Genomic DNA, 20,822 nt, shown 5'->3' with positions numbered 1-20,822 from the left:
TGGCGGATGATGCTCAATGAGACCTGACGGCTCTGCTTCTCGTGAGGCAAGTGAAGATGCGCGGTCGATCGAACGGCAAGCCCGGGCACTTCTTGCCGCCGATCCGCGCGACGGTTCGGCTCTTCGCGCGCTGAGCAGCGCGCTCTATGCGCTCGGCCGAACCGCCGAGGCGGACGCCGCATCTAACGAAGCGATCATGCAGTCGGTCCGTGAGCCGGCGATGAACGCGGCGATTCGTCACCTGACCGATGGCCGTTTGGGCAACGCGGAAAAGTTGATCCGTCATCGTCTCGCAGAACAGCCCGAAGATGCCCTCGCGCTCATGATGATGGGAGACCTCGCCCATCGCCTGACCATCCACGACGAGGCGGAACGGTTTCTTCGGCGGGCCCTGGTTGTCGCCCCGGCGTTCGAGGACGCCTGGATGAAGCTGGTCAGCGTACTCCACGCACAGGGCCGTACACGCGACGCGCTGGACGCGCTCGACAATCTGCTCGGACGCGACTCTGGCAATCTCGATGCGCTAAAAGAGAAGATCCGGCTTCTGGGCGAGATCGGCGACTATGATCTCGCGATCGAGTTCCACGAAGAACTGCTCAGGCTGGAGCCCGACACGCCTCATGCGCTGGTCGGCTATGCCAATACCCTGAAGACGGTGGGCCGGTCGGCTGATGCAATCCAGGCTTACCGGCGGGCGATACAACTCGACCCTGCCTGTGCCGAGGCATGGTGGTCATTATCCAACATGAAGGTTCGGCAGCTCGATGCGGGTGATGTCGCACGGATGGAGGTGCTTGTTGCTTCGGGCACCACCGACGCGCAGAAAATGTACCTCCACTTCGCGCTGGGCAAGGCTAAGGAGGATAGCGGGGAGTTTGAGCAGTCGTTCCGGCACTACGCCGCTGGCAATTGCGAACGCCTCAGACTGGTCCCGCACGATCCGGACAAGGTCGTCGAAAAGGTCGATCAAGCCATCACCTTCTTCAGTGCCGACTTCTTCGCGCGCCATGCCAGCGACGGTGCAACGGCGCGAGACCCGATCTTCGTCGTCGGTATGCCGCGCGCCGGATCGACCTTGATCGAGCAGATAATGTCCAGCCATCCACAGATCGAGGGGACCTCGGAACTGCCAGAGATTCCGGCGATGATCCGTCGCCTGCTGGGCGACCGCTGGCGTGACGTCGGCACACGGTATCCCGATCTGCTGGAAGATCTGGACGGTGCGGCGATAAAGGCGCTTGGCGAGGAGTATCTTCGCGCCACCGCCGCGCATCGCAAGACAGCGCGCCCGCTGTTTATCGACAAGCTGCCGATCAATTGGATGAACGTCGGGCTGATCCACCTGATCCTGCCCAACGCGACCATTATCGACGCGCGACGCGAGGCGATGGCGTGCTGCTTTGCCAATTTCAAACAGCATTTCGCCCGCGGCCAGAGCTTCGCTTACTCCCTCGCGGATGTCGGACATTATTATTGCAATTATGTCCGGTTGATGGACCATTTCGATCAAGTCCTGCCCGGCCGCGTCATTCGCCTCCAGCATGAAGACCTGCTCGAAGATCCCGAACGCGAGGTCCGCCGCCTGCTCGATGGAATCGGCCTCCCTTTCGATCAAGCTTGCCTCCGTTTCCATGAAAATGCCCGCCCGGTGCGCACTCCCAGCGCCGAGCAGGTCAGGCGCCCGCTCAATCGCGATGCAGTCGATCTGTGGAAATCGTACGAGCCCTGGCTCGACGAACTGAAGACAGCGCTCGCTCCGCTGGCGCCTGCCAGATAACAAAAGGGCCGCGGATTGCTCCGCGGCCCCTTCCCTAGCGATCTTGCGATCGATCAGTAGCGGTAATGGTCCGGCTTGAACGGGCCCTCGACGGGCACGCCGATATAGCCGGCCTGCTTTGCGGTGAGCGTCGACAGCTTCACGCCGAGCTTTTCGAGGTGCAGCGCCGCGACCTTCTCGTCGAGATGCTTCGGCAGGACGTACACGTCGTTCTTGTAGTTCTCGCCCTTGGTGAAGAGTTCGATCTGCGCCAGCGTCTGGTTGGTGAAGCTGGCCGACATGACGAAGGACGGGTGGCCGGTCGCGCAGCCCAGATTCACCAGGCGGCCCTTGGCCAGCACGATGATCTGCTTGCCGTCCGGGAACTTCACCAGGTCGGTGCCCGGCTTCACTTCGGTCCACTCGTAATTGCTGAGCGCCGCGATCTGGATCTCGCTGTCGAAGTGGCCGATGTTGCACACGATCGACATCGGCTTCATCGCCTTCATGTGATCGGCGGTGATGACGTCGGCATTGCCGGTCGCGGTCACGAAGATGTCCGAGCGCGTCACCGCCTCTTCCATCGTCACGACCTCGAAGCCCTCCATCGCTGCCTGCAGCGCGCAGATCGGGTCGACTTCAGTCACCAGCACGCGCGCGCCACCGTTGCGGAGCGACTGGGCCGAGCCCTTGCCCACGTCACCGAAGCCGGCGACGGTCGCGACCTTGCCGGCGAGCATCACGTCGGTGGCACGGCGGATCGCGTCGACCAGCGATTCCTTGCAGCCATAGAGGTTGTCGAACTTCGACTTGGTCACGCTGTCGTTCACGTTGATCGCCGGGAAGGGCAGCTCGCCCTTCTTCGCGATCTCGTACAGGCGGTGAACACCAGTGGTGGTCTCTTCCGACACGCCCTTCAGGTTCTTGACGGTCTCGGTCAGGTAACCCGGATACTTCGCCACGAACGCCTTCAGCGCGCGCTGGAATTCGACTTCCTCCTCATTCTCGGGCTCGCCCAGCGTGTGGCCGGCCTCGAGCTTGGCGCCCCACAGTGCGAACATGGTGGCGTCGCCGCCATCGTCGAGGATGATGTTGGCGGTGGTACCGTCCGTGCCGGCACCCCAGTTGAAGATGTCGCCGACATAGTCCCAATAGTCGGCCAGGCTCTCGCCCTTGACCGCGAACACCGGCACGCCGGTCGCGGCGATCGCGGCGGCGGCATGGTCCTGGGTCGAGAAGATGTTGCAGGTCGCCCAGCGGACATCGGCGCCGAGCGCGGTCAGCGTCTCGATCAGCACCGCAGTCTGGATCGTCATGTGCAGCGAGCCGGTGATGCGCGCGCCCTTCAGCGGCTGCGACGCCCCGAACTCCTCGCGCAGCGACATGAGACCGGGCATCTCGGTCTCGGCAATGTTGATTTCCTTGCGGCCGAAATCGGCGAGATCGATGTCGGCAACGACATAGTCTTGGGCGCGGTCGGCGAGTGCGGTGGCCACGTAGGTGTCTCCGGATAGGCTAATGGATAGCGGCCACATAGGCCCCCGGCGCCCCCAAATCAAATATAAAGATGTCTTTATATGTTATGGCTTCCACGATCGCCGGTCGACAGGCGAGGAGGTGACGCCGGAGGCCATGGCATGATTAGCCCAGCCGGTTTCGGGATTCGCACATCTCGATTACCTGCTGGATTCACGTCGCCCGCGAACAGCGTTACGTCACCGCACCAGCCGATAGCTCACGAACGCGATCGATTTGCCGTCGGGCGACCAGGACGGCACGTTGATCGTCCCCTGCCCGCCGAACAGCCGGGTCAGCACGCGCGGCGGTGCGCTGCCGTCCGCCGGCATGATGCGCAGCAGCACGTCGCGGTTCGGCGGATGATCGCCCAGTGCGACATCCAGCCCGAACGAAATGAACGCGATCCACTTCCCGTCGGGCGAGAGATGCGGGAACCAGTCGCGATAGGCCTCGTCCTGCGTGATCCGCTCGGGATTGGTCCCGTCCGCCGCGTTCGCCCGCCAGATCTGCATCGATCCGGACCGGGTCGAGTTGAAATAGAGCCAGCGCCCGTCCGGCGAATATTCCGGCCCGTCGTCGGTGCCCGGTCCGCTGATCAGCATCGTGTCCGGCCCGCCCGCCAGCGGCCGGGTGCGGATGTCATAGGTCCCGTTCTTCGTATGGACATAGACATAGGCAATCGTCTTTCCGTCGGGCGACCAGCCATGCCAGTAGGATCGCGCATCGGCATGGCTCACCACCTCGCGCGGCTCGGCCGATCCGGTGAGCGGCAGGACATGGATGCGCGAGAGATTGTCGGGCTCGATCTGGTCGGAGATGATCAGCTGCGTGCCGTCGGGCGACAGGCCGTGATCGTTGTTGTTCTTGATGTGCCGCCCGGTATCGATCGCCACCGGTTCGCCGCCCGTCGCCGGGATGCGATAGATGCGGCCATTGCTGTTGTAGATCAGCGCGGCGCCGTCGCGCGTCCAGTTCGGCGCTTCGATCTTGCCCACGAAATGGCGCACCACGGTCCGGCTTTGCTCGCCCGCGACCTGCATCGTCTCGAGCGTGCTCTCGACCTTGGCCGGATATCCCGTGTCCGGCACCTGCGCGAGCACCGGCACCGCCAGCGACACGTTGGAGAAGATCGCGGTCTCGCTCACCTTGTTGTCATGCGCCGAGACCGCGAGCCCGACATAGGCCTCGGGCAGCGCGATCCGGAAATTGCCGCCGGCATGGCGCCACATGCCGTCCGCCCCGCGCACCGAGAAGAAGACATATTCCCCTTCCCGCTCCAGCCTGATCCCGCGCGGCGCCTTGACGTTCGACATGATCTGCCGGGTCGGCCCGTCCTGCACCTCGCGATATTGCAGCGCCGTCAGCCCGTCGCCATGCACCATCACATCGGCATAGCGCGATCCCGGCGTCAGATTCTCGCGGATCATCAGCCCCGCCTTGCGATGCGGATCGCCGCCGGTCCCGACAAAGGCCACGTCCGCGGCGACATAAAGATCGCCCGACGGCCGCCGCGTCGCCACGAAATGGAAGGCGTCCTTGCCGCCCCAGATATTCGCCCCGCCGCCGGTGACCCGATAGCTGTCCGTCGCCGCGTCACACAGCACCGACCCACGCAACGCGGTCTCGCCGATATCGACGCTCTGCTCGAACAACCCGGCAGGTGGCTTTATCTGCCCGTGAGACGTCGCGCTGCCCCACAGCGCCACCCCGATGAACGCGCATAGCGCGACGATCCGGCTCGGCTTCATGCCACCCACTCCTTTTTTCCGGATCGGCAGGCCGCCCGGATTTCCTATAGGATGGTAGCGGTACCGCTCAGCGGAAGCGAGAGGCTCGAGGAGAAATTCAGGCCGTTCCGGTGCTGGTCGCCAGCAGGCGCGGGTCGATCCCCGCCTCGGCAAATCCCAGTTCCCACCGGATCGCGGCGTCCGTGTCATACAGCAGCTCGATATCGCCCTGGACATTGAACCAGCCATGCCGGGTCAGTTCCTCGTCCAGCTGCCCCTCGCCCCAGCCGGCATAGCCGAGCGCGACCAGCCAGCGGCTCGGCCCGGATCCATCGGCGATCGCCTTCAGCGCGTCGATCGTGCCCGACAGCGCCCAGCGCCCGGCGACATCGATCGTGTCCTGCCCGCTCCAGTCGTTGGAATGAAGCACGAAGCCGCGACGCTGCTCCACCGGGCCGCCCGAATGCACCGGCGCGTCGGGCGCGGCGCCCGGCTCGATGCCGAACTGCGCCAGTACCTCGTGCAGTCCCAGCCCGCGAATCGTCTGGCCGATACCGATGCCGATCGCGCCCTTCGGGTCGTGCGCGCAGATCGCGATCACCGCGCGTTCGAAGCGCGGATCGCCGATTCCCGGCATTGCGAGCAGAAGCTGCCCCGTGAGATTCGCCGTTTTATCCATCGTCGTCCATCATAGCGCAGCCATCGGCGCTCGCCATGCTTGAAATCCGAACGCGCCTGCACGAGGTAGGCTCCGTCGCGTTTTTCGCGGCGATCGATCCCGCCGCGGTCCCGCGGCGACCAGAACAATGCGCGCTCCAGGAGGATTCCAACATGACCATCAGCGTCGGCGATCGGCTGCCCAGCACCACTCTCGTCAAGGCGACGGCGAATGGCCCCGAGCAGGTCAGCTCGGACGAATATTTCGCGGGCCGCAAGGTCGCCCTGTTCTCCGTGCCCGGCGCCTTCACGCCGACCTGTTCGGCCAAGCACCTGCCGGGCTATATCGACAAGGCCGAGGAACTGAAGGCCAAGGGCATCGACGAGATCGCCTGCACCGCGGTCAACGACCCGTTCGTGATGGGCGCCTGGAGCAAGGCGAACGACGCCGATGCGGTGACCATGCTCGCCGACGGCAACGGCACCTTCGCCGAAGCAGTCGGCCTGACCATGGACGGCTCGAAGTTCGGCCTGGGCACGCGCGGCCAGCGTTACTCGATGGTCATCAATGATGGCGTCGTCGAGCAGCTCAATGTCGAGGCTCCCGGCGAATTCAACGTATCCTCGGCCGAGCACATGCTAAACGACCTTTGAAGGTCTGAGACTCGGGTCGCCACTCGGCGGGGCGCGGGCGGGCAACGATCCGCCTCCCCGCCGGGAACTTGCACGTTCCTTCCCCGTTCGGGAATTGCGATCGACCATGGAGGCATAGATGACCGACGAGACCAACAGCACCGCCGCGAAGACTGACGAGAAGTCTTTCCTCGAACGCGCCCAGGAAGCGATCGGATCAGCGGTCGAATCGACCGTCGAAGCGGTCAAGGAGCATCCCGCCGCGGCGGCGGCCATCGCGGCCGGCGCGACTGCCGCCGTCGCCGGTGCCGCTTACGGCATCAGCAAACTGCTGGACGACGGCGAAGACGACAAATCCTGACCTGACATGAGCGGGGCGCTCTCACCGGCGCCCCGTTTCATTTCCCCTTCCCCGGCCGTCTTGCCAGCGTCATGCGCGTGCTTTAGCCACGAAGGATGACGACTGCCTCCGATATCGTCGCCCAGCTCGACACCCTCTACCGTGCATCGGTCGAGCGGCTGCAGGCGGCCCTAACAGCCTATCTCACCGATGGTTCGGTTCCTTCGCGCGACGCGCGGCATGACGGCAGCTTCGCCTATCCCGAGATCAGGCTGCGCTATCGCGGCGACAATGATCGCCCGACCCCGATGCGCTCGTTCGGCCGGCTCGTCACCCCGGGCGAATATCGCATCAGCGTCACCAAGCCGGCGATCTTCGCCGATTATCTGACCGAGCAGCTCACCCTGCTGATCGAGGACTATGACGTCTTCGTCGAAGCCGTGCCCGGCCGGCAGGAAATCCCTTTCCCCTATGTGCTCGATGCCGGGCACGCGATGAGCCTGGACGAAGTCTCGGCGCTCGACCTGGCGCGCCATTTCCCGGCGACCGAGCTTGCCTATATCGGCGACGAGATCGCCGACGGGCTCTACACGGACGCCGACGGCACGCGACCCTTGGCCCTGTTCGACGGCTTGCGCACCGATTTCTCGCTCGCGCGCCTGCGCCACTACACCGGCACCCCGCCCGAGCATGTCCAGCGCTATGTGCTGTTCACCAATTATCACCGTTATGTCGACGAGTTCGTGCGCTGGGCCTGCCAGCAGCTTGGGCCCGATGAAAACGGGAATCCCAGCCGCTTCACCGGGGTCTCGGGCGCGGGCGGCACGATCATGCGCGCGGGCGACGATGTCGAGGCGATGCTGGCCGACAGCAGCGCGTGGCGCCGCCACCAGATGCCCGCTTATCACCTGATGGCGGACGACCGCACCGGCATCACGCTCGTCAATATCGGCGTCGGCCCGTCCAATGCGAAGACGATCACCGATCACCTGGCGGTCGTCCGTCCCGAGGCCTGGATGATGATCGGCCATTGCGGCGGCCTGCGCCCGAGCCAGCGCATCGGCGACTATGTGCTCGCTCACGCCTATCTGCGCGACGATCATGTGCTCGACGATGTGCTGCCGCCGGAGATCCCGGTCCCGGCCATCGCCGAAGTCCAGCTCGCGCTCGCCCGCGCGGCCGAGACCGTTTCCGGCCAGTCGGGCGAGGAACTCAAGCGCCGCCTGCGCACCGGCACGATCGTCACGACCGACGACCGCAACTGGGAACTCCGCTATGCCCGATCGGCGCTGCGCTTCTCGCTCTCGCGCGCGGTCGGCATCGACATGGAATCCGCCACCATCGCCGCGCAGGGATATCGCTTCCGCGTGCCCTATGGCACCCTGCTCTGCGTGTCGGACAAGCCGCTCCATGGCGAGCTCAAACTGCCCGGCCAGGCCAATCGCTTCTACGAGCGCGCGATCAGCGAGCATATGCGCATCGGCATCCAGGCCTGCGAGGAATTGCGCCGCGAGGGTGCCAAGCTCCACTCGCGCAAATTGCGCGCCTTCAACGAGCCGCCTTTCCGGTAAACGAGGGTCGGGCGACATTCGGTCAGGCCGAGCCGAAAACGTGGTTTCCTACCATCGGAGCGCAGGAAATCGCGCTTTGCAGGCGGGCATAGGCTGGATGTGGCCGGCCCTTGGAAACCCTTTGCGTTTCGTGCGTTACGGCTGCTCAACATTCTTGAGGAGCATGTGATGGCTACCGCCGCAAAGAAGCCGACCGCCCCCCGCAAACCCGCTGCTGCCAAACCTGCTGCGGCCAGCAAGACCGTGGCCCCTAAGACCGCTGCCAAGCCAGCGGCGCGCAAAACGCCGGTTCGTGGCAAGAACGGCACCTTCGCCAAGAAGTCGGGCAGCCATTGGGGCACCGCAGCGATCGTCGGCGGTGTCGCCGCGGTCGGCGCCGCCGCTACTGCCGCGCTTTATGCCTTCCGCGACAAGATCCCGACCGATCTGGACTCGCTGCTGCATCGCGACGGCGCGCATCAGGCCGACGGCACGGATTCCTCGGCGTCGTTCGAGGCCGGGATCGCCGACGAAGGCACCATCCCCAACCGCATCATCGCCTGAGAACCCTTCTCCCTTGTGGGAGAAGGCGGCGCGAAGCGCCGGATGAGGGTGACTGAGGGTGAGAGCGGCCATAAGCGTCACCCTCACCCTTCCGTCGCTTCGCCGCTCCCCCTCTCCCGCTGGGAGAGGGAAACCGTCACCACCCGGTCGGCTTGCCCTTGTTCTGCTCGTCGAGCCACGCCTTCAGCGGCGCGAAATACGCGACCATCGCCTCGCCCGACATCTCACGACTGCCGGTGAACGCCTCGAGCGCATCCGGCCACGGCTTGGACTGGCCGAGCTCCAGCATCGCGTTCAGCTTCGCGCCGACTTCCTTGTTCCCGTAAAAGGAGCAGCGATGCAGCGGCCCCTTCCAGCCCGCCTGGTCGCATGCCGCCTTGTAGAACTGGAACTGCAACAGCCGGGCGAGGAAGTAGCGCGTATAAGGCACGCTGGCCGGCACATGATATTTCGCGCCGGGGTCGAAGCGGGTCTCGTCACGCGCGACGGGCGGCTCGACACCCTGATATTGCAGCCGCAGTGCATTCCACGCCGCCTCGTAACCGTTCGGCCGGATCGATCCCGAAAACACGCCCCAGCGCCATTTGTCGATCAGCAGGCCGAACGGCAGGAACGCCACCTTGTCCATCGCCTGGCGTAGCAAGAGACCGATATCCTTGTCCGCGCTCGGCACCTTTGCCTCGCCGAGCAGCCCGATCTGGACGAGATAATCGGGCGTGATCGACAGCGCGACGAAATCGCCAATGGCCTCATGGAAGCCGTCATTGGCACCGTTCTCGTAGAGGAAGGGCTGCTTGTTGTACGCCCGCTGGTAATAATTATGTCCCAGCTCGTGATGGATCGTGACGAAGTCGTCGCCATTCACCTTGGTGCACATCTTGATGCGCAGATCGTCCTTGTTGTCGACGTCCCAGGCCGAGGCGTGGCAGATCACTTCACGGTCCGCCGGCTTGACGATCTGAGAGCGCGTCCAGAAGGTCTCGGGCAGCGGCGCGAAGCCGAGCGAGGAATAGAAGCCCTCGCCGGTCTTCACCATCCTGACCGGATCATAGCCCTTTTCCTTGAGCAGCTCGCCGGTGTCGAAGCCGAGATCGCCCGCCCCGGAAGGCGCGACGATGTCGTAGATATTGCCCCATTCCTGCGCCCACATATTGCCGAGCAGGTCTGCGCGGATCGGACCGGTCTTGGACTGCACCGCGTCGCCATATTTCTCGTTCAGCTTCCAGCGGACATAGGTGTGCAGCGAACGATAGAGCGGCTCGACCTGCTTCCACAGCGTGTCGGTCATCTTCGCGAACGCCGCCGGGTCCATGTCGTAGCCCGAGCGCCACAGCGTGCCGGTATCCTTGTAGCCGAGGCCGACCGCGCCCTCATTGGCGATCGAGACCATGCGCTGATAATCGCCGCGCATCGGGGCGCCGACATTGTCGTGCCAGCTGACCCACATCTCCTTCAGCCTGGCCGGGTCGCGCTCCGTGCCCATCGCCGCCTCGATGTCGCTGCCGTTGATCGGCTTGCCGTCGAGCGTCCCCTTGCCCTTGCCATAGGAGGAGGACATGCCGGTCACCAATGTCTGCAGCGTATCCGCCGCGCCGGGCCGGGTCGGCGCCGGCAGGGTGATGGCGTTGCGCATCAGGTCGAGCTTGCGCCGCGTGTCGGGCGAGAGCCCGGCGACCTTGTCGAATTTCGCCGCTTCCAGCGCGGCCTTCACCTGAAGTTCGGTCTGCTCCGCATTGACTCGCGAAGCGATCGCGTCGGTATCGTCAGTGATATAGGTCGCGTTGACCCATTGGGCCTGGTTGGCGACGATCGAGAAGTCGGCGAGCGCCTTTTCGGTCTTCGCGACAAAGGCGTCGGCATCGGCGGCGGTGAGCTTGGTCTGGGCCAGCGCCGGCATCGCGGCGAGCGACAGGGCCAGGGCAAGCGTCGAAATTCCAGTGCGGATCATGCGGAAGGTCCTCGATAAAATCGGGTCATGCGCCACGTTGTGACGCCCCCGCGCCACGGTCAAGCGGCGAGGAAGTCCGCTATCTCCTGCCCCAGCTCGGGCTTGGTGACCGCGCTCATATGGCCACCCGGCGTCGTCCGCAAAATGGCATGGGGCAGCGCCGCTGCCAGCTCCGCCGCCGATCCATTGTCATTGTCCTCGTCGCCCGTCAGGACCAGCACCGGCTCCTGGATCGCCACGACATCGGCTTTATCGGTGTTGACGAAGGTATCGATGATCCGGAGCAACGCGACCGGATCGCCCTTGGTCGTCTTCAGGAATGCCTCGGCCAACCATTCCGGCGTGCCGCGCTCATGCTTGCCGAGATTGGTCAGGATATGCCGGAAATGGTCGCCGCGCCGCGCGGTGCCGACCAGACCGGACAGGCCCATGCCCGACAGGATGACCTTCCCCGGCGTGGCGCCCTTCATCAGCATGCGCACTGTCGTCCGCGCGCCGAGCGAATACCCTCCGAGATCATAGTCGGTGAGCCCGAGATGCGCGATCAGCGCGAACTGGTCCTGCGCCAGCACATCGGGCGGATAGCTCGCGGCATCATGCGGCTTGGCGCTCGATCCATGCGCGCGAAGATCGGGCATGATCACCCGGAATCCCCGGGCCGCGATCTTCGCCGCATGGCCGTAACGGATCCAGTTGGTCATGGCGTCCGAGAAGAAGCCATGGATCAGAACGACCGGCCGCCCCTCGCCCATCTCGCGCCACGCGATCCGCGCGCCGTCGAAGCTTTCGAAATAGTCGGGTTCAATCGGGGAACTTGCCAATGGCGTCCATCCAGCGTTGCACGAGGCGGTGGTTCTGGTCAGTCCGTTCGGCGGGCAGCCCCGTCGTGTCAAGCCACGCTTCGTGCCAGCTCTCCGCCCCCGAATGCTGGGTGGGCACGAAACCGAACGGATCGTCGAAGCTGCCGACCGTCAGGTCGAGATGGTCGCTGTCATGCGCCTCATAGGTCAGCGGCGTCCCGCACGCCGCGCAAAAACCCCGCACCGCGATTGGTGACGAGGCGTGTCGGTCGGGTTCCCGCTCCCAGGTCACGTCCGCCTTCAGCACATATTTGAAGGCGATCGACACGCCGCCGGTCGCGCGCTGGCACGTCCGGCAATGGCAGAGATAGGCGTCGCGATTATCGATCGTCGCGCGATACCGCACGCGTCCGCATTGGCATCCGCCAGCCATCTCCTGTCGCATTCTGCCTCCTGCATGTTGCGATGCAAAATAATCGCCCGGACAGGGCTAGGATTATATAAGCATGCTTATTATATGCGCGCCCATGAGTGACTCGGTCGGCTTCATGATTAGCGATGTTTCGCGCCTGATGCGCCGGCGTTTCGACGAGCGCGCGCGCCTGATGGGCGTAACGCGAACTCAGTGGCGAACGCTGACTACCCTGAAGCGCCACGAAGGCATCAATCAGGGCGGCATGGCCGATCTGCTCGAAGTCGAGCCGATCACCCTGTCCCGCATGATCGACCGCCTCGAAGAGGCGAATCTGGTCGAGCGCCGGCCCGATCCCGCGGATCGCCGTGCCTGGCAGATCTTCCTGACGCCCAAGGCGCTGCCGATCCTCGATCAGTTGCGCGTCCTGGCCGAGGGCATGATCGAAACCGCGCTCTTCGGCCTCGACACCGCGCAGCGCGACCAATTGATGGCCTCGCTCACCACCATCCGCACCAATCTCAACACCCAGTTCGAAAGCGACGAGGCCAACCATGGCTGATGCAGACCCCAGGATCGACCAGACCAAGGCCGACACGATCAATCCGATCGAGGAGGTCACGGCGCCCGCTCCGACCCCCACCCCGGCAAAGCGCCGCAACTGGCTGCGTCCGGTGCTGATGCTCAGCGTGCCGCTGCTGCTCGCCCTGGTCGGCGGCTATTTCTACCTGACCTCGGGCCGCTACGTCTCGACCGACAATGCCTATGTCGAACAGGACATGATCTCGGTCAGCCCCGACGTCACCGGGCGCATCGTCGCGGTGAACGTGAAGGAGAACCAGCCGGTCAAGGCGGGTGACGTGCTGTTCCGCATCGACCCCGAGCCCTTCCGGATCGCGCTCGCCCAGGCCGACGCCGCGCTTGCCAATGCGCGGGTGCAGGTAAACACCATGTCGACCGACATGGGCGGCGCGCAGGCCGATATCGAAAGCGCCCAGGCCGATATCCAGCTCGCCCAGGCGACCTTTTACCGTCAGGCCGCGCTGATGAAGCAGGGCTTCACCACCCGCGCCAGCCTCGATGCCGCCCGACACGGCGTTGCGGCGGCCAAGGCCCAGCTCGCAAAATATCAGGCCGATGCCGCGCATGCCCGCAACCAGCTCGGCAGCGGCACCGCCGCCTCCAGCTCCCCCGCCGCGGTGCAGGCCGCGCTGGCGCAGCGCGCCAAGGCAGCGCTCGATCTCTCCCGCACCGAGGTGCGCGCGCCCAAGGACGGCATCGCCAGCCAGACCGGCCGCCTACAGGTCGGCAACATCATGCCCAGTGGCGTGCCGGTGGTCAGCATCGTGGTCAGCCAGGCGGCCTGGATCGAGGCGAACTACAAGGAAACCGATCTCAACCATATGGCGGTCGGCCAGCCCGCCGAGATCAAGTTCGACGCCTATCCCGGCCTGAAGGTGCGCGGCCATGTCGCCAGCATCGGTGCGCTTACCGGCTCGCAATCCTCGGTGCTCCCCGCGCAGAACGCGACCGGCAACTGGGTCAAGGTGACTCAGCGCGTGCCGGTGCGCATCGCGATCGAGGGCACGCCGCCGCGCGCCATGATCGCCGGCCTCAGCGCCGACGTCGCCATCGATACAAAGGCTGGCGGCACCAAGTGAGTGATCATCCGCCCGGCAAGGCGATGCTGCCGGTCAGGAACCGCGGGCTCCTGACCGTCGGCGTCATGGGGGCGATGATCATGCAGATCCTCGACACCACCATCGCCAATGTCGCCCTGCCGCACATGCAGACCAGCCTCGGCGCGACCGGCGAGACGGTTACCTGGGTGCTGACCAGCTATATCGTCGCCTCGGCCATCGCGATCCCTGCGACCGGCTGGCTGTCGGACCGGCTCGGCTCGCGCAACCTGTTCCTGTTCGCGGTCGGCGGCTTCATCATTGCCTCGATGCTATGCGGCACCGCGATCAGCCTCGAGGAAATGGTGCTGTTCCGCGTCGCCCAGGGCGTGTTCGCCGCGTTCATCGGCCCGCTCTCGCAGACCGCGATGCTCGACATCAACCCACCGGAAAACGCCGCCAAGGCCATGTCGGTCTGGGGCATGGGCGTGATGGTCGGCCCGATCATGGGCCCGGTGATCGGCGGCTGGCTGACCGAGAGCTATAACTGGCGCTGGGTCTTCTACGTCAACCTGCCGGTCGGGCTGCTGACCTTCGCCATCCTCTGGTTCCTGCTCCCCTCAAGGCCCAAGGCGAAGCGCTCGTTCGATGCGATGGGCTTTGCGATGATCTCGATCGCGGTGGCATCCTTTCAGCTGATGCTCGACCGCGGCCAGCATGACGACTGGTTCGCCAGCTGGGAGATCATGATCGAGGCGCTGATCGCGGCCGCCGCCCTGTGGATGGCGATCGTGCATCTCGCCACCGCCGACAAGCCTTTGTTCGACCGCGCCATCTTCAAGAACCGCAACCTGGTGATGGGCATGATCTTCATGGTCGTCATCGGCATTTCGACCATGGCGCCGATGGCGCTGCTGCCCTCGATGCTCCAGCAATTGTTCGGCTATCCGGTGGTCGATACCGGGCTGATGCTCGCCCCGCGCGGCGTCGGCGTGCTGCTCACCATGTTCCTCGCCGGCCAGATGATGGGCAAGGTCGATACCCGCCTCGTCATCGTCGTCGGGCTGATCATCTTCGCCTATTCGCTCTACCAGATGTCGACCTGGTCGCTGGAAATGGATTTCTGGCCGGTGATCATCAGCGGCTTCGTCCAGGGCCTGGGCATGGGGCTGGTGTTCATGCCCTTGAACTCGCTCGCCTTCGCCACGCTCAGCCACAATTACCGCACCGATGGCGCCAGCCTGCTCAACCTGTTCCGCAATGTCGGCCAGTCGGCCGGCATCTCGATGGTGACGGTGCTGCTCGCCCGAAATATCCAGACCAGCCATGCCGACCTGGCGAGCCACGTCACCGCCCAGACCATTCCGTCGCTCGATCTCAGCGCGGTGGACCGGTTCGGGGCGCTGTCGGACACCGTGTTCGTTTATGCCGATGCGATGATCAACCGCCAGGCGGCGATGATCGCCTATATCGACGATTTCTACCTGATGGCCGGAATCTCGATCGCGGTGCTGCCGCTGGTGTTCTTCCTGAAGAAGCCCAAGGGCAAGGTCGAGGCGGTGCTGGCGGAGTAGCTGGAACTCTCGCGCCAAATCCGAGCTAAAGAAGGCGCGGTTCCGCTCCCCCTCTTCCTTCCCCGGCGAAGGCCGGGGTCCAGTTGGAAAGGTTGATGTAACGGCTCGCAGCGCCAGCCATGATCGTCCCCCGACTAGGCCCCGGCCTCCGCCGGGGAAGAAGGGGGGCGAGGTTAGCGCGACAGGATCGCCACAAACTCCGCCGGTGACGCGCTTTCCTCGAACGCCGGCACATCCGCGGCCAGCACCACCCAGGGCTGCTTGCGCTTCACCCAGATATGCAACTTCGGCTCGAGCCCGTCGCTCGCATCGAGCGTCCCCGCCCGCACAACCGCGATACCGGGGCGTGCGCTGTTGGTGTTCCACAACCGCGTATGGCAGGTCCCGCACAGCCGCTGACGCGATTCCGACCCGCTCGGACTGGTGAAGCGATACTCGACGATCGGCCCGGTCGCGGCGATCGCCTCCTCGCGCACCACGCCCTGTTCAGTGAAGGCGCTGCCCGACCAGGTCTGGCAATCGCGGCAGTGACAGCAATAGACCGGGGGCAGCTGCTCCATGGCCAGCGTGTAGCGACACGCGCCACAGCGGCAGCCGCCCTCGATCACTGGTTCACGCCGCCTTTTGCAGGTGCCGCCGTCCGAGCAGTTCCGCGATCTGCACCGCGTTCAGCGCGGCGCCCTTGCGGAGATTGTCGGACACGCACCACAGAGCGAGGCCGTTCTCGACCGTCGGATCCTCGCGGACGCGGCTGATGAAGGTCGCATATTCCCCGACGCATTCGATCGGCGTGACGTATCCGCCGTCCTCGCGCTTGTCGATCAGCATCACGCCGGGCGCCTCGCGCAGGATCTTCTGCGCGGTCTCGGCCGAGATCTCGTTCTCGAACTCGATATTGATCGCTTCCGAATGGCCGACGAACACCGGCACGCGGACGCAGGTCGCGTGGACCTTGATCTTCGGGTCGAGGATCTTCTTGGTCTCGACCACCATCTTCCACTCTTCCTTGGTCGATCCGTCGTCCAGGAAGCTGTCGATGTGCGGGATCACGTTGAACGCGATCTGCTTGGTGAACTTTTTCGCTTCCGCCGGATCGCCGACGAAGATGTTGCGGCTCTGCTCGAACAGCTCGTCCATGCCCGCCTTGCCCGCGCCCGACACCGACTGATAGGTCGCGACGACGACGCGCTTGATCTTCGCGATATCGTGCAGCGGCTTCAGCGCGACGACCATCTGCGCGGTCGAGCAGTTCGGGTTCGCGATGATGTTCTTGCGCGTATAGCCGTTGATCGCCTCGGGATTCACCTCGGGCACGATCAGCGGCACGTCCGGGTCCATCCGGTACAGCGACGAATTATCGATCACGGTGCAGCCGGCCGCGGCGAAGCGCGGGGCGTGGATCTTCGTCGCCTCGGATCCGATCGCGAACAGCGCCATGTCCCACCCGGTCGGGTCGAAATGCTCGATGTTCTGGACCTTGAACTGTTTGCCGGTCTCGCCATAGTCGACCATGTCGCCCGTCGACCGCGACGATGCGACGACGGCGATCTCGTCCGCCGGAAACTCGCGCTCCGCCAGGATGTTGAGCATCTCCCGCCCGACATTCCCGGTCGCGCCTGCGACTACTACCCGATAACCCATGTCCAAACTCCAGTCCGAAGACGAAGCGGTCGCATACGCGCCCCCGACATTTTGTCCAGTACAGGAAATCTATCAGCCCGGGGAAGCAGCGCCTTGCACCTTCCGGAACGGCTGCCGCTCCAGATAGGCGAGGCTGCGCCACGCCCATTCCATTGGCCCCATCGCGAAATAGCGCGTCCAGATATTGGCGATGATCAGCACCAGCAGGATCACCCCGGTCGCGATTGCGGCCATGCCCGCCCAGCCGAAACGGCCCCACAGGTTCAGTCCGTAAGACGAGAACAGGATATGCAGCCCGATGATCTGTTCGAGGAAATAGAGCGAGAAGGCGACCCGGCCCGCCGCCCGGAACGGTCCCAGGATCGTCCGCCCGATCGCCGCCTTGTACAGCAGGTTGATCAGCGCGAGATGCCCCAGCCCCATGGCCAGCCGCGCGAGTTCGCTGGTCGCCCAGATCGTCCTGGGGATCGGCGCGAAGGAAAATGCCTCGCTCACCCCGATGGACCGCGCCGTGACACCCAACCCATAAGCGGCAAGCGCGAGCACGGCATAGAAAAGCCCGCTGCGCTGCCCCTGGATGATCCCCCATTTCCACAAGGCGATCCCGATCAGCATGGCGAAGAATGCTTCGAGCACGGTCATGAACAACAGCCCCTCGCCGATGAAAAAGCGCTGCCAGACAGTCCAGTAGAAGCCATAATAATCCGCCACTCCGGCAGCGTGCGCTTGGCGCTCCCAATCGATCTGCTTCTGAACTTCCGGCGTGACGCGCAATGCATCCTGCGCCTGCCGCCATTCCTTCATCGTTTCGCTATCCTGCGGCGCCGCCTGACCGTTCGCCTGCTTCGCCTCCACCGCATGCACCTTGTCGACCAGTGCCGCGCGCTCGGCATATTGCCCCGCTCCGCCGATCGCCGTGAACAGCGCGAAGCCCAGCCCGAGCGCGACGAGCGTCTTCGGCCCGAGCTTGCGGAAGGGAAACAGGAACATCGCGGCGAGCGCATAGGTCGCCAGGATGTCGCCGGGCCACAGGATGATGAAGATGTCGAACAGCCCGAACGCCAACAGCCACATCGTCCGGCGGTAATAGAGATCGGCGATCGCGACCGGCCCGTCCGGCTCCATCGCCTTTGCGGTCAGCACCATCATGCCGGCGCCGAACAGGAATTCGAGCAGGCAGCGCTGCGTTCCGTCGAGGAATATCTGCGTGCCCGCCCATACGGCCTGATCGGCCGGCGTCCAGCCGACCAGCCTGACATCGGCGAAGAAGGTCAGGACCGACTGCGCCTGGAACGGGATGTTCATGTAGAAGATCGCGAGGATCGCGATCCCGCGCAGCACGTCGAGAATCTCGATCCGCGCGCGCCCACGCACCGGCGCCAGGTGAACCGTGTCGGTCATGATCGTCTCCCCCCGGGAAGCGCCAAGGCTATGTCACGCCCCGAACAAGGTCAACGAAGGGCGATTCCGGATTTTCACGATAATGCGATGCAAACAAGTCTTCTCGATCGATCGTCATGGACCAATATTGTTCGATATACCGATATTATATCGCAGCCGTTATGAATTCATCGCGAAAATGGTTCGGACTCCCCTTGCAATACAATGGCGGGAGTCAGTTAATGCAACAGGCCGAATAGATTTGATGACGGCGGTCGCGGGAGCACGAGCTCTCCGCGCCATTGGCGAATAATCGCCGTCATCCTCGTTGGCCGGGACGGCGATTCTCCCTTGGTCCCGCCCCGGCCAGCGCAGTGCCGTCTATTTCCCGAGCTTCTCGTCGAGGAAATCGAAGATCGTCGTCCAGACATGCACGTCCTTGCCCGCGCTGTGCGTCTTGCCCGGGTAGAACATCATCTGGAACGGCACATTCTGCGCCTGCATCTTGGCGGCGAACGCGGTCGAATTGTCGAGCACGACATTGTCGTCGGCCATGCCGTGGATCAGCAGCAACGGATCCCTGATCTTCGCCGCATCGTCGATCGCGTCGGACGCAGCATAGGCCTTCGCGTCCCGTTTCGGGTCGCCCATGTAACGCTCGGTATAATGGGTGTCGTACAATTCCCATTTGGTCACTGGTGCGCCCGAAATGCCCGCCGCATAGACGCCCGGGTTCGCCTCGAGCATCTTCAGGGTCATGTAGCCGCCATAGGACCAGCCATAGGTCGCGACCTTCGCCGGATCGATGAATGGCTGAGTCTTGATCCATTTTGCGGCGGTCAGCTGGTCCTCGACTTCGACCGTACCCATCGCGCGATAGATATGGTCCTCGAACGCCTTGCCGCGGTTGTTCGAGCCGCGATTGTCGATGCGGAAATAGACATAGCCGCGGCTGACGACATATTGCGCCAGCGGGCTCTGCCAGGCGCGCGTGACCTGCTGGCCGGTGCCCGGGCCGCCATAATGTTCGAAGAACACCGGATATTTTCGGCCCGGCTCGAGCGTCGGCGTGATCATCTCGTACCAAAGCGTGGTGCCGTCAGCCGCCTTGAAGCTACCGAAGCTCTTGGCCTGGTGGCTCGCGAGATAGGGATAATAGGGATGCCCCGGCACCACCGCATTCTCGTTGACCCAGGCAATGCGCTTGCCCGCCGCATCGGCGAGGAAGGTCTGGGGCGGCTGGGTCGGGTTGGAACGGGTGACGATCAGCCGGCTCGCTGCCTTGTCCATCTTGCCGGCGTTCCACCAGCCCAGCTCGGTCAGGCGGGTGATGTCGTTGGGCCGCGCGATATCCACCGAATAGACATGCTGCTCAAGCGCGCCGTCCTTGTTGCCGGTGAAGAAGATCCGGCCCTTGGCTTCATCCACCCCGTTCAGCGCCTGGACGGTCCATTCGCCCTTGGTCAGCTGAGTCCATTTGCCCCTGGCGAAGCGATAGAGATGGCCATAGCCGTCACGCTCGGAGCGCCAGATCAGGCTGCCGTCCTTCATCGGATGATAGGCGTCCGACAGGTTGATCCAGCTCCGCTCGCCCGATTTCTCGGTGAACAGGATCGTGCTCTTGCCCGTCGCCGGATCGACCTTCAGCATATCGAGCGTTTTCTGGTCGCGGCTCTCGCGCTGGACCAACAGGGTCTGGCCGTCGGGCGTCCAGTCGACCCGGGCGAGATAGATGTCGGGATCATTGCCAAGATCGACCTTCACCTGGCCGGTCCCATCGGCATTCATCACATACAGCTCGACCAGCACATTGGGCGTGCCCGCGGCGGGATAGCGCTGGTTATAAACCCTGGTCCCGTCGGCCCCGATCGCAGCGCGCGTGACAATGCCCACTGGCGCTTCGTCGAACCGCTCGACCGCGATGCGCGCGTCGTTCGGCGACCACCAATAGCCCGTGGTGCGATCCATTTCCTCCTGCGCGACGAATTCCGCCTCGCCCCAGTGCACGGTGCCGGCACCAGTGGTCGTCACCTGCTTCGCAGCACCACCGCCGAGCGGCTGGACGAAAAGATTCTGGTCGCGCACGAAACTGACGAAACCACCCTTCGGGCTGACCACCGGGTTGAGTTCGCCATCGGGCGTGTTGGTCAGGCGCGAGACCTTGCCGTCCAGCGTCGCCAGATACAGATCGCCGTCGAGCGGCACCAGGAGCGACTTGCCGTCGGGCGCCCAGTCATAAGCGACGATCCCGCGTGTCCCGCCGATGCGCGCGCGCTCGCGCTGCATCTTCTCGGCTTCGGACAGCTCGGCGCCGCTGCCGACCTTCTTGGAATCGACCAGCATGCGCTCCTTGCCGGTCCTGGTGTCGAGCGCCCACAGGTCGAGCCGGTCCTTGTCGTCGGGCCGCGGCTTGAGCGAGGTGAGCAACGTCCCGTCGGGCGACAGCTTCAGTGCGCGCGGCTGCGCGCCGGCAAGGTCGGGGCTGGAGAACAGGCGTTCGAGCGTCAGCTTCTTCGCCGCCGCATCGGCGGGCGCGGCCGTCACCGGCGCGCCGGGCTCAGCGGCCATGACAGGGGTCGCCAGTGCGGCGAGCATGACGCCCGCCAGCAGCCAGGATTTCGGCATCGATCATCTCCAGTCCCGATAATTCAAAGCCCGGCGGATGCGGGCGCATGCCGTCGCTTATTGCGGGGTGTCGCATTG

General features: G+C 64.4%; 18 protein-coding genes. 8 read left to right on the top strand and 10 right to left on the bottom strand.

What is annotated here, in order from left to right; all coding sequences use genetic code 11:
* Positions 1 to 16 precede the first annotated feature (16 nt).
* Positions 17 to 1,777 carry a tetratricopeptide repeat-containing sulfotransferase family protein gene (locus tag ACZ1I2_RS14235; protein ID WP_465176805.1) on the top strand — a complete coding sequence of 587 codons (1,761 nt, stop codon included), beginning with the start codon at positions 17 to 19 and terminating at the stop codon, positions 1,775 to 1,777.
* Between the two features lie 53 nt (positions 1,778 to 1,830).
* Here the strand turns inward: ACZ1I2_RS14235 and ahcY are convergent, their stop codons facing one another.
* The 3 genes from ahcY to ACZ1I2_RS14220 form a co-directional block, all read right to left on the bottom strand.
* Entirely contained in the window at positions 1,831 to 3,291 is a 1,461-nt protein-coding gene (gene ahcY / locus ACZ1I2_RS14230; protein ID WP_465176806.1) for an adenosylhomocysteinase, read from the bottom strand.
* Positions 3,292 to 3,471: 180 nt separating this feature from the next.
* Complete coding sequence (locus ACZ1I2_RS14225) at positions 3,472 to 5,022, bottom strand: TolB family protein (protein WP_465176807.1); 1,551 nt, start codon at positions 5,020 to 5,022, stop codon at positions 3,472 to 3,474.
* 97 nt (positions 5,023 to 5,119) lie between these two features.
* The gene (locus ACZ1I2_RS14220; protein ID WP_465173488.1) at positions 5,120 to 5,680 is read right to left on the bottom strand and encodes a YqgE/AlgH family protein; all 561 of its coding nucleotides are present in this window, start codon (positions 5,678 to 5,680) and stop codon (positions 5,120 to 5,122) included.
* A 152-nt stretch (positions 5,681 to 5,832) separates the two neighbouring features.
* On the opposite strand from ACZ1I2_RS14220, the gene ACZ1I2_RS14215 reads away from it, so the two are divergent.
* The 4 genes from ACZ1I2_RS14215 (at position 5,833) to ACZ1I2_RS14200 (ending at position 8,745) form a co-directional block, all read left to right on the top strand.
* Positions 5,833 to 6,312 (top strand): redoxin family protein, encoded by a 480-nt coding sequence (locus ACZ1I2_RS14215; protein ID WP_465173489.1) that lies wholly within the window; start codon positions 5,833 to 5,835, stop codon positions 6,310 to 6,312.
* 118 nt (positions 6,313 to 6,430) lie between these two features.
* On the top strand, positions 6,431 to 6,652 hold the full coding sequence (locus tag ACZ1I2_RS14210) for a hypothetical protein (RefSeq protein ID WP_465176808.1): 222 nt from the start codon (positions 6,431 to 6,433) through the stop codon (positions 6,650 to 6,652).
* Between the two features lie 95 nt (positions 6,653 to 6,747).
* On the top strand, positions 6,748 to 8,202 hold the full coding sequence (locus ACZ1I2_RS14205) for an AMP nucleosidase (protein WP_465176809.1): 1,455 nt from the start codon (positions 6,748 to 6,750) through the stop codon (positions 8,200 to 8,202).
* Between the two features lie 99 nt (positions 8,203 to 8,301).
* The gene (locus ACZ1I2_RS14200; RefSeq protein ID WP_465181467.1) at positions 8,302 to 8,745 is read left to right on the top strand and encodes a hypothetical protein; all 444 of its coding nucleotides are present in this window, start codon (positions 8,302 to 8,304) and stop codon (positions 8,743 to 8,745) included.
* Positions 8,746 to 8,881: 136 nt separating this feature from the next.
* On the opposite strand, the gene ACZ1I2_RS14195 is transcribed toward ACZ1I2_RS14200, so the two are convergent.
* The 3 genes from ACZ1I2_RS14195 to ACZ1I2_RS14185 are packed head-to-tail and all read right to left on the bottom strand — an operon-like array spanning position 8,882 to position 11,938.
* Positions 8,882 to 10,693 (bottom strand): M2 family metallopeptidase, encoded by a 1,812-nt coding sequence (locus tag ACZ1I2_RS14195; RefSeq protein ID WP_465176811.1) that lies wholly within the window; start codon positions 10,691 to 10,693, stop codon positions 8,882 to 8,884.
* A gap of 59 nt (positions 10,694 to 10,752) precedes the next feature.
* On the bottom strand, positions 10,753 to 11,514 hold the full coding sequence (locus tag ACZ1I2_RS14190) for an alpha/beta fold hydrolase (protein ID WP_465176812.1): 762 nt from the start codon (positions 11,512 to 11,514) through the stop codon (positions 10,753 to 10,755).
* Complete coding sequence (locus tag ACZ1I2_RS14185; protein WP_465176813.1) at positions 11,495 to 11,938, bottom strand: GFA family protein; 444 nt, start codon at positions 11,936 to 11,938, stop codon at positions 11,495 to 11,497. Before ACZ1I2_RS14185 ends, ACZ1I2_RS14190 begins: the two co-directional genes overlap by 20 nt.
* An 82-nt stretch (positions 11,939 to 12,020) precedes the next feature.
* Here ACZ1I2_RS14185 and ACZ1I2_RS14180 point away from each other — a divergent pair, with 82 nt between their 5' ends.
* The 3 genes from ACZ1I2_RS14180 to ACZ1I2_RS14170 are packed head-to-tail and all read left to right on the top strand — an operon-like array spanning position 12,021 to position 15,098.
* Positions 12,021 to 12,467, top strand: a complete 447-nt coding sequence (locus ACZ1I2_RS14180) for a MarR family winged helix-turn-helix transcriptional regulator (RefSeq protein ID WP_465173496.1) — start codon at positions 12,021 to 12,023, stop codon at positions 12,465 to 12,467.
* A complete protein-coding gene (locus ACZ1I2_RS14175; protein WP_465176814.1) occupies positions 12,460 to 13,566 on the top strand; it encodes an HlyD family secretion protein in 1,107 nt (368 codons plus the stop codon). The genes ACZ1I2_RS14180 and ACZ1I2_RS14175 overlap by 8 nt, the downstream gene beginning before the upstream one ends.
* A complete protein-coding gene (locus ACZ1I2_RS14170) occupies positions 13,563 to 15,098 on the top strand; it encodes a DHA2 family efflux MFS transporter permease subunit (protein ID WP_465176815.1) in 1,536 nt (511 codons plus the stop codon). Before ACZ1I2_RS14175 ends, ACZ1I2_RS14170 begins: the two co-directional genes overlap by 4 nt.
* A 173-nt stretch (positions 15,099 to 15,271) precedes the next feature.
* Here the strand turns inward: ACZ1I2_RS14170 and ACZ1I2_RS14165 are convergent, their stop codons facing one another.
* The 4 genes from ACZ1I2_RS14165 to ACZ1I2_RS14150 all read right to left on the bottom strand — a co-directional run bounded on the left by ACZ1I2_RS14165 (position 15,272) and on the right by ACZ1I2_RS14150 (position 20,744).
* Complete coding sequence (locus tag ACZ1I2_RS14165; RefSeq protein WP_465181466.1) at positions 15,272 to 15,658, bottom strand: GFA family protein; 387 nt, start codon at positions 15,656 to 15,658, stop codon at positions 15,272 to 15,274.
* 52 nt (positions 15,659 to 15,710) lie between these two features.
* Positions 15,711 to 16,739 (bottom strand): aspartate-semialdehyde dehydrogenase, encoded by a 1,029-nt coding sequence (locus ACZ1I2_RS14160; RefSeq protein WP_465176816.1) that lies wholly within the window; start codon positions 16,737 to 16,739, stop codon positions 15,711 to 15,713.
* Positions 16,740 to 16,811: 72 nt separating this feature from the next.
* Entirely contained in the window at positions 16,812 to 18,140 is a 1,329-nt protein-coding gene (locus ACZ1I2_RS14155) for a DUF418 domain-containing protein (protein ID WP_465176817.1), read from the bottom strand.
* A gap of 360 nt (positions 18,141 to 18,500) precedes the next feature.
* Positions 18,501 to 20,744: a S9 family peptidase gene (locus ACZ1I2_RS14150; protein WP_465176818.1), complete on the bottom strand. Its 2,244-nt coding sequence runs from the start codon at positions 20,742 to 20,744 to the stop codon at positions 18,501 to 18,503.
* Positions 20,745 to 20,822 lie beyond the last annotated feature (78 nt).

It is taken from the genome of Sphingomonas sp. BL-S-29, from assembly GCF_055521495.1.
This window is presented reverse-complemented; position numbering and strand designations above follow the sequence as displayed.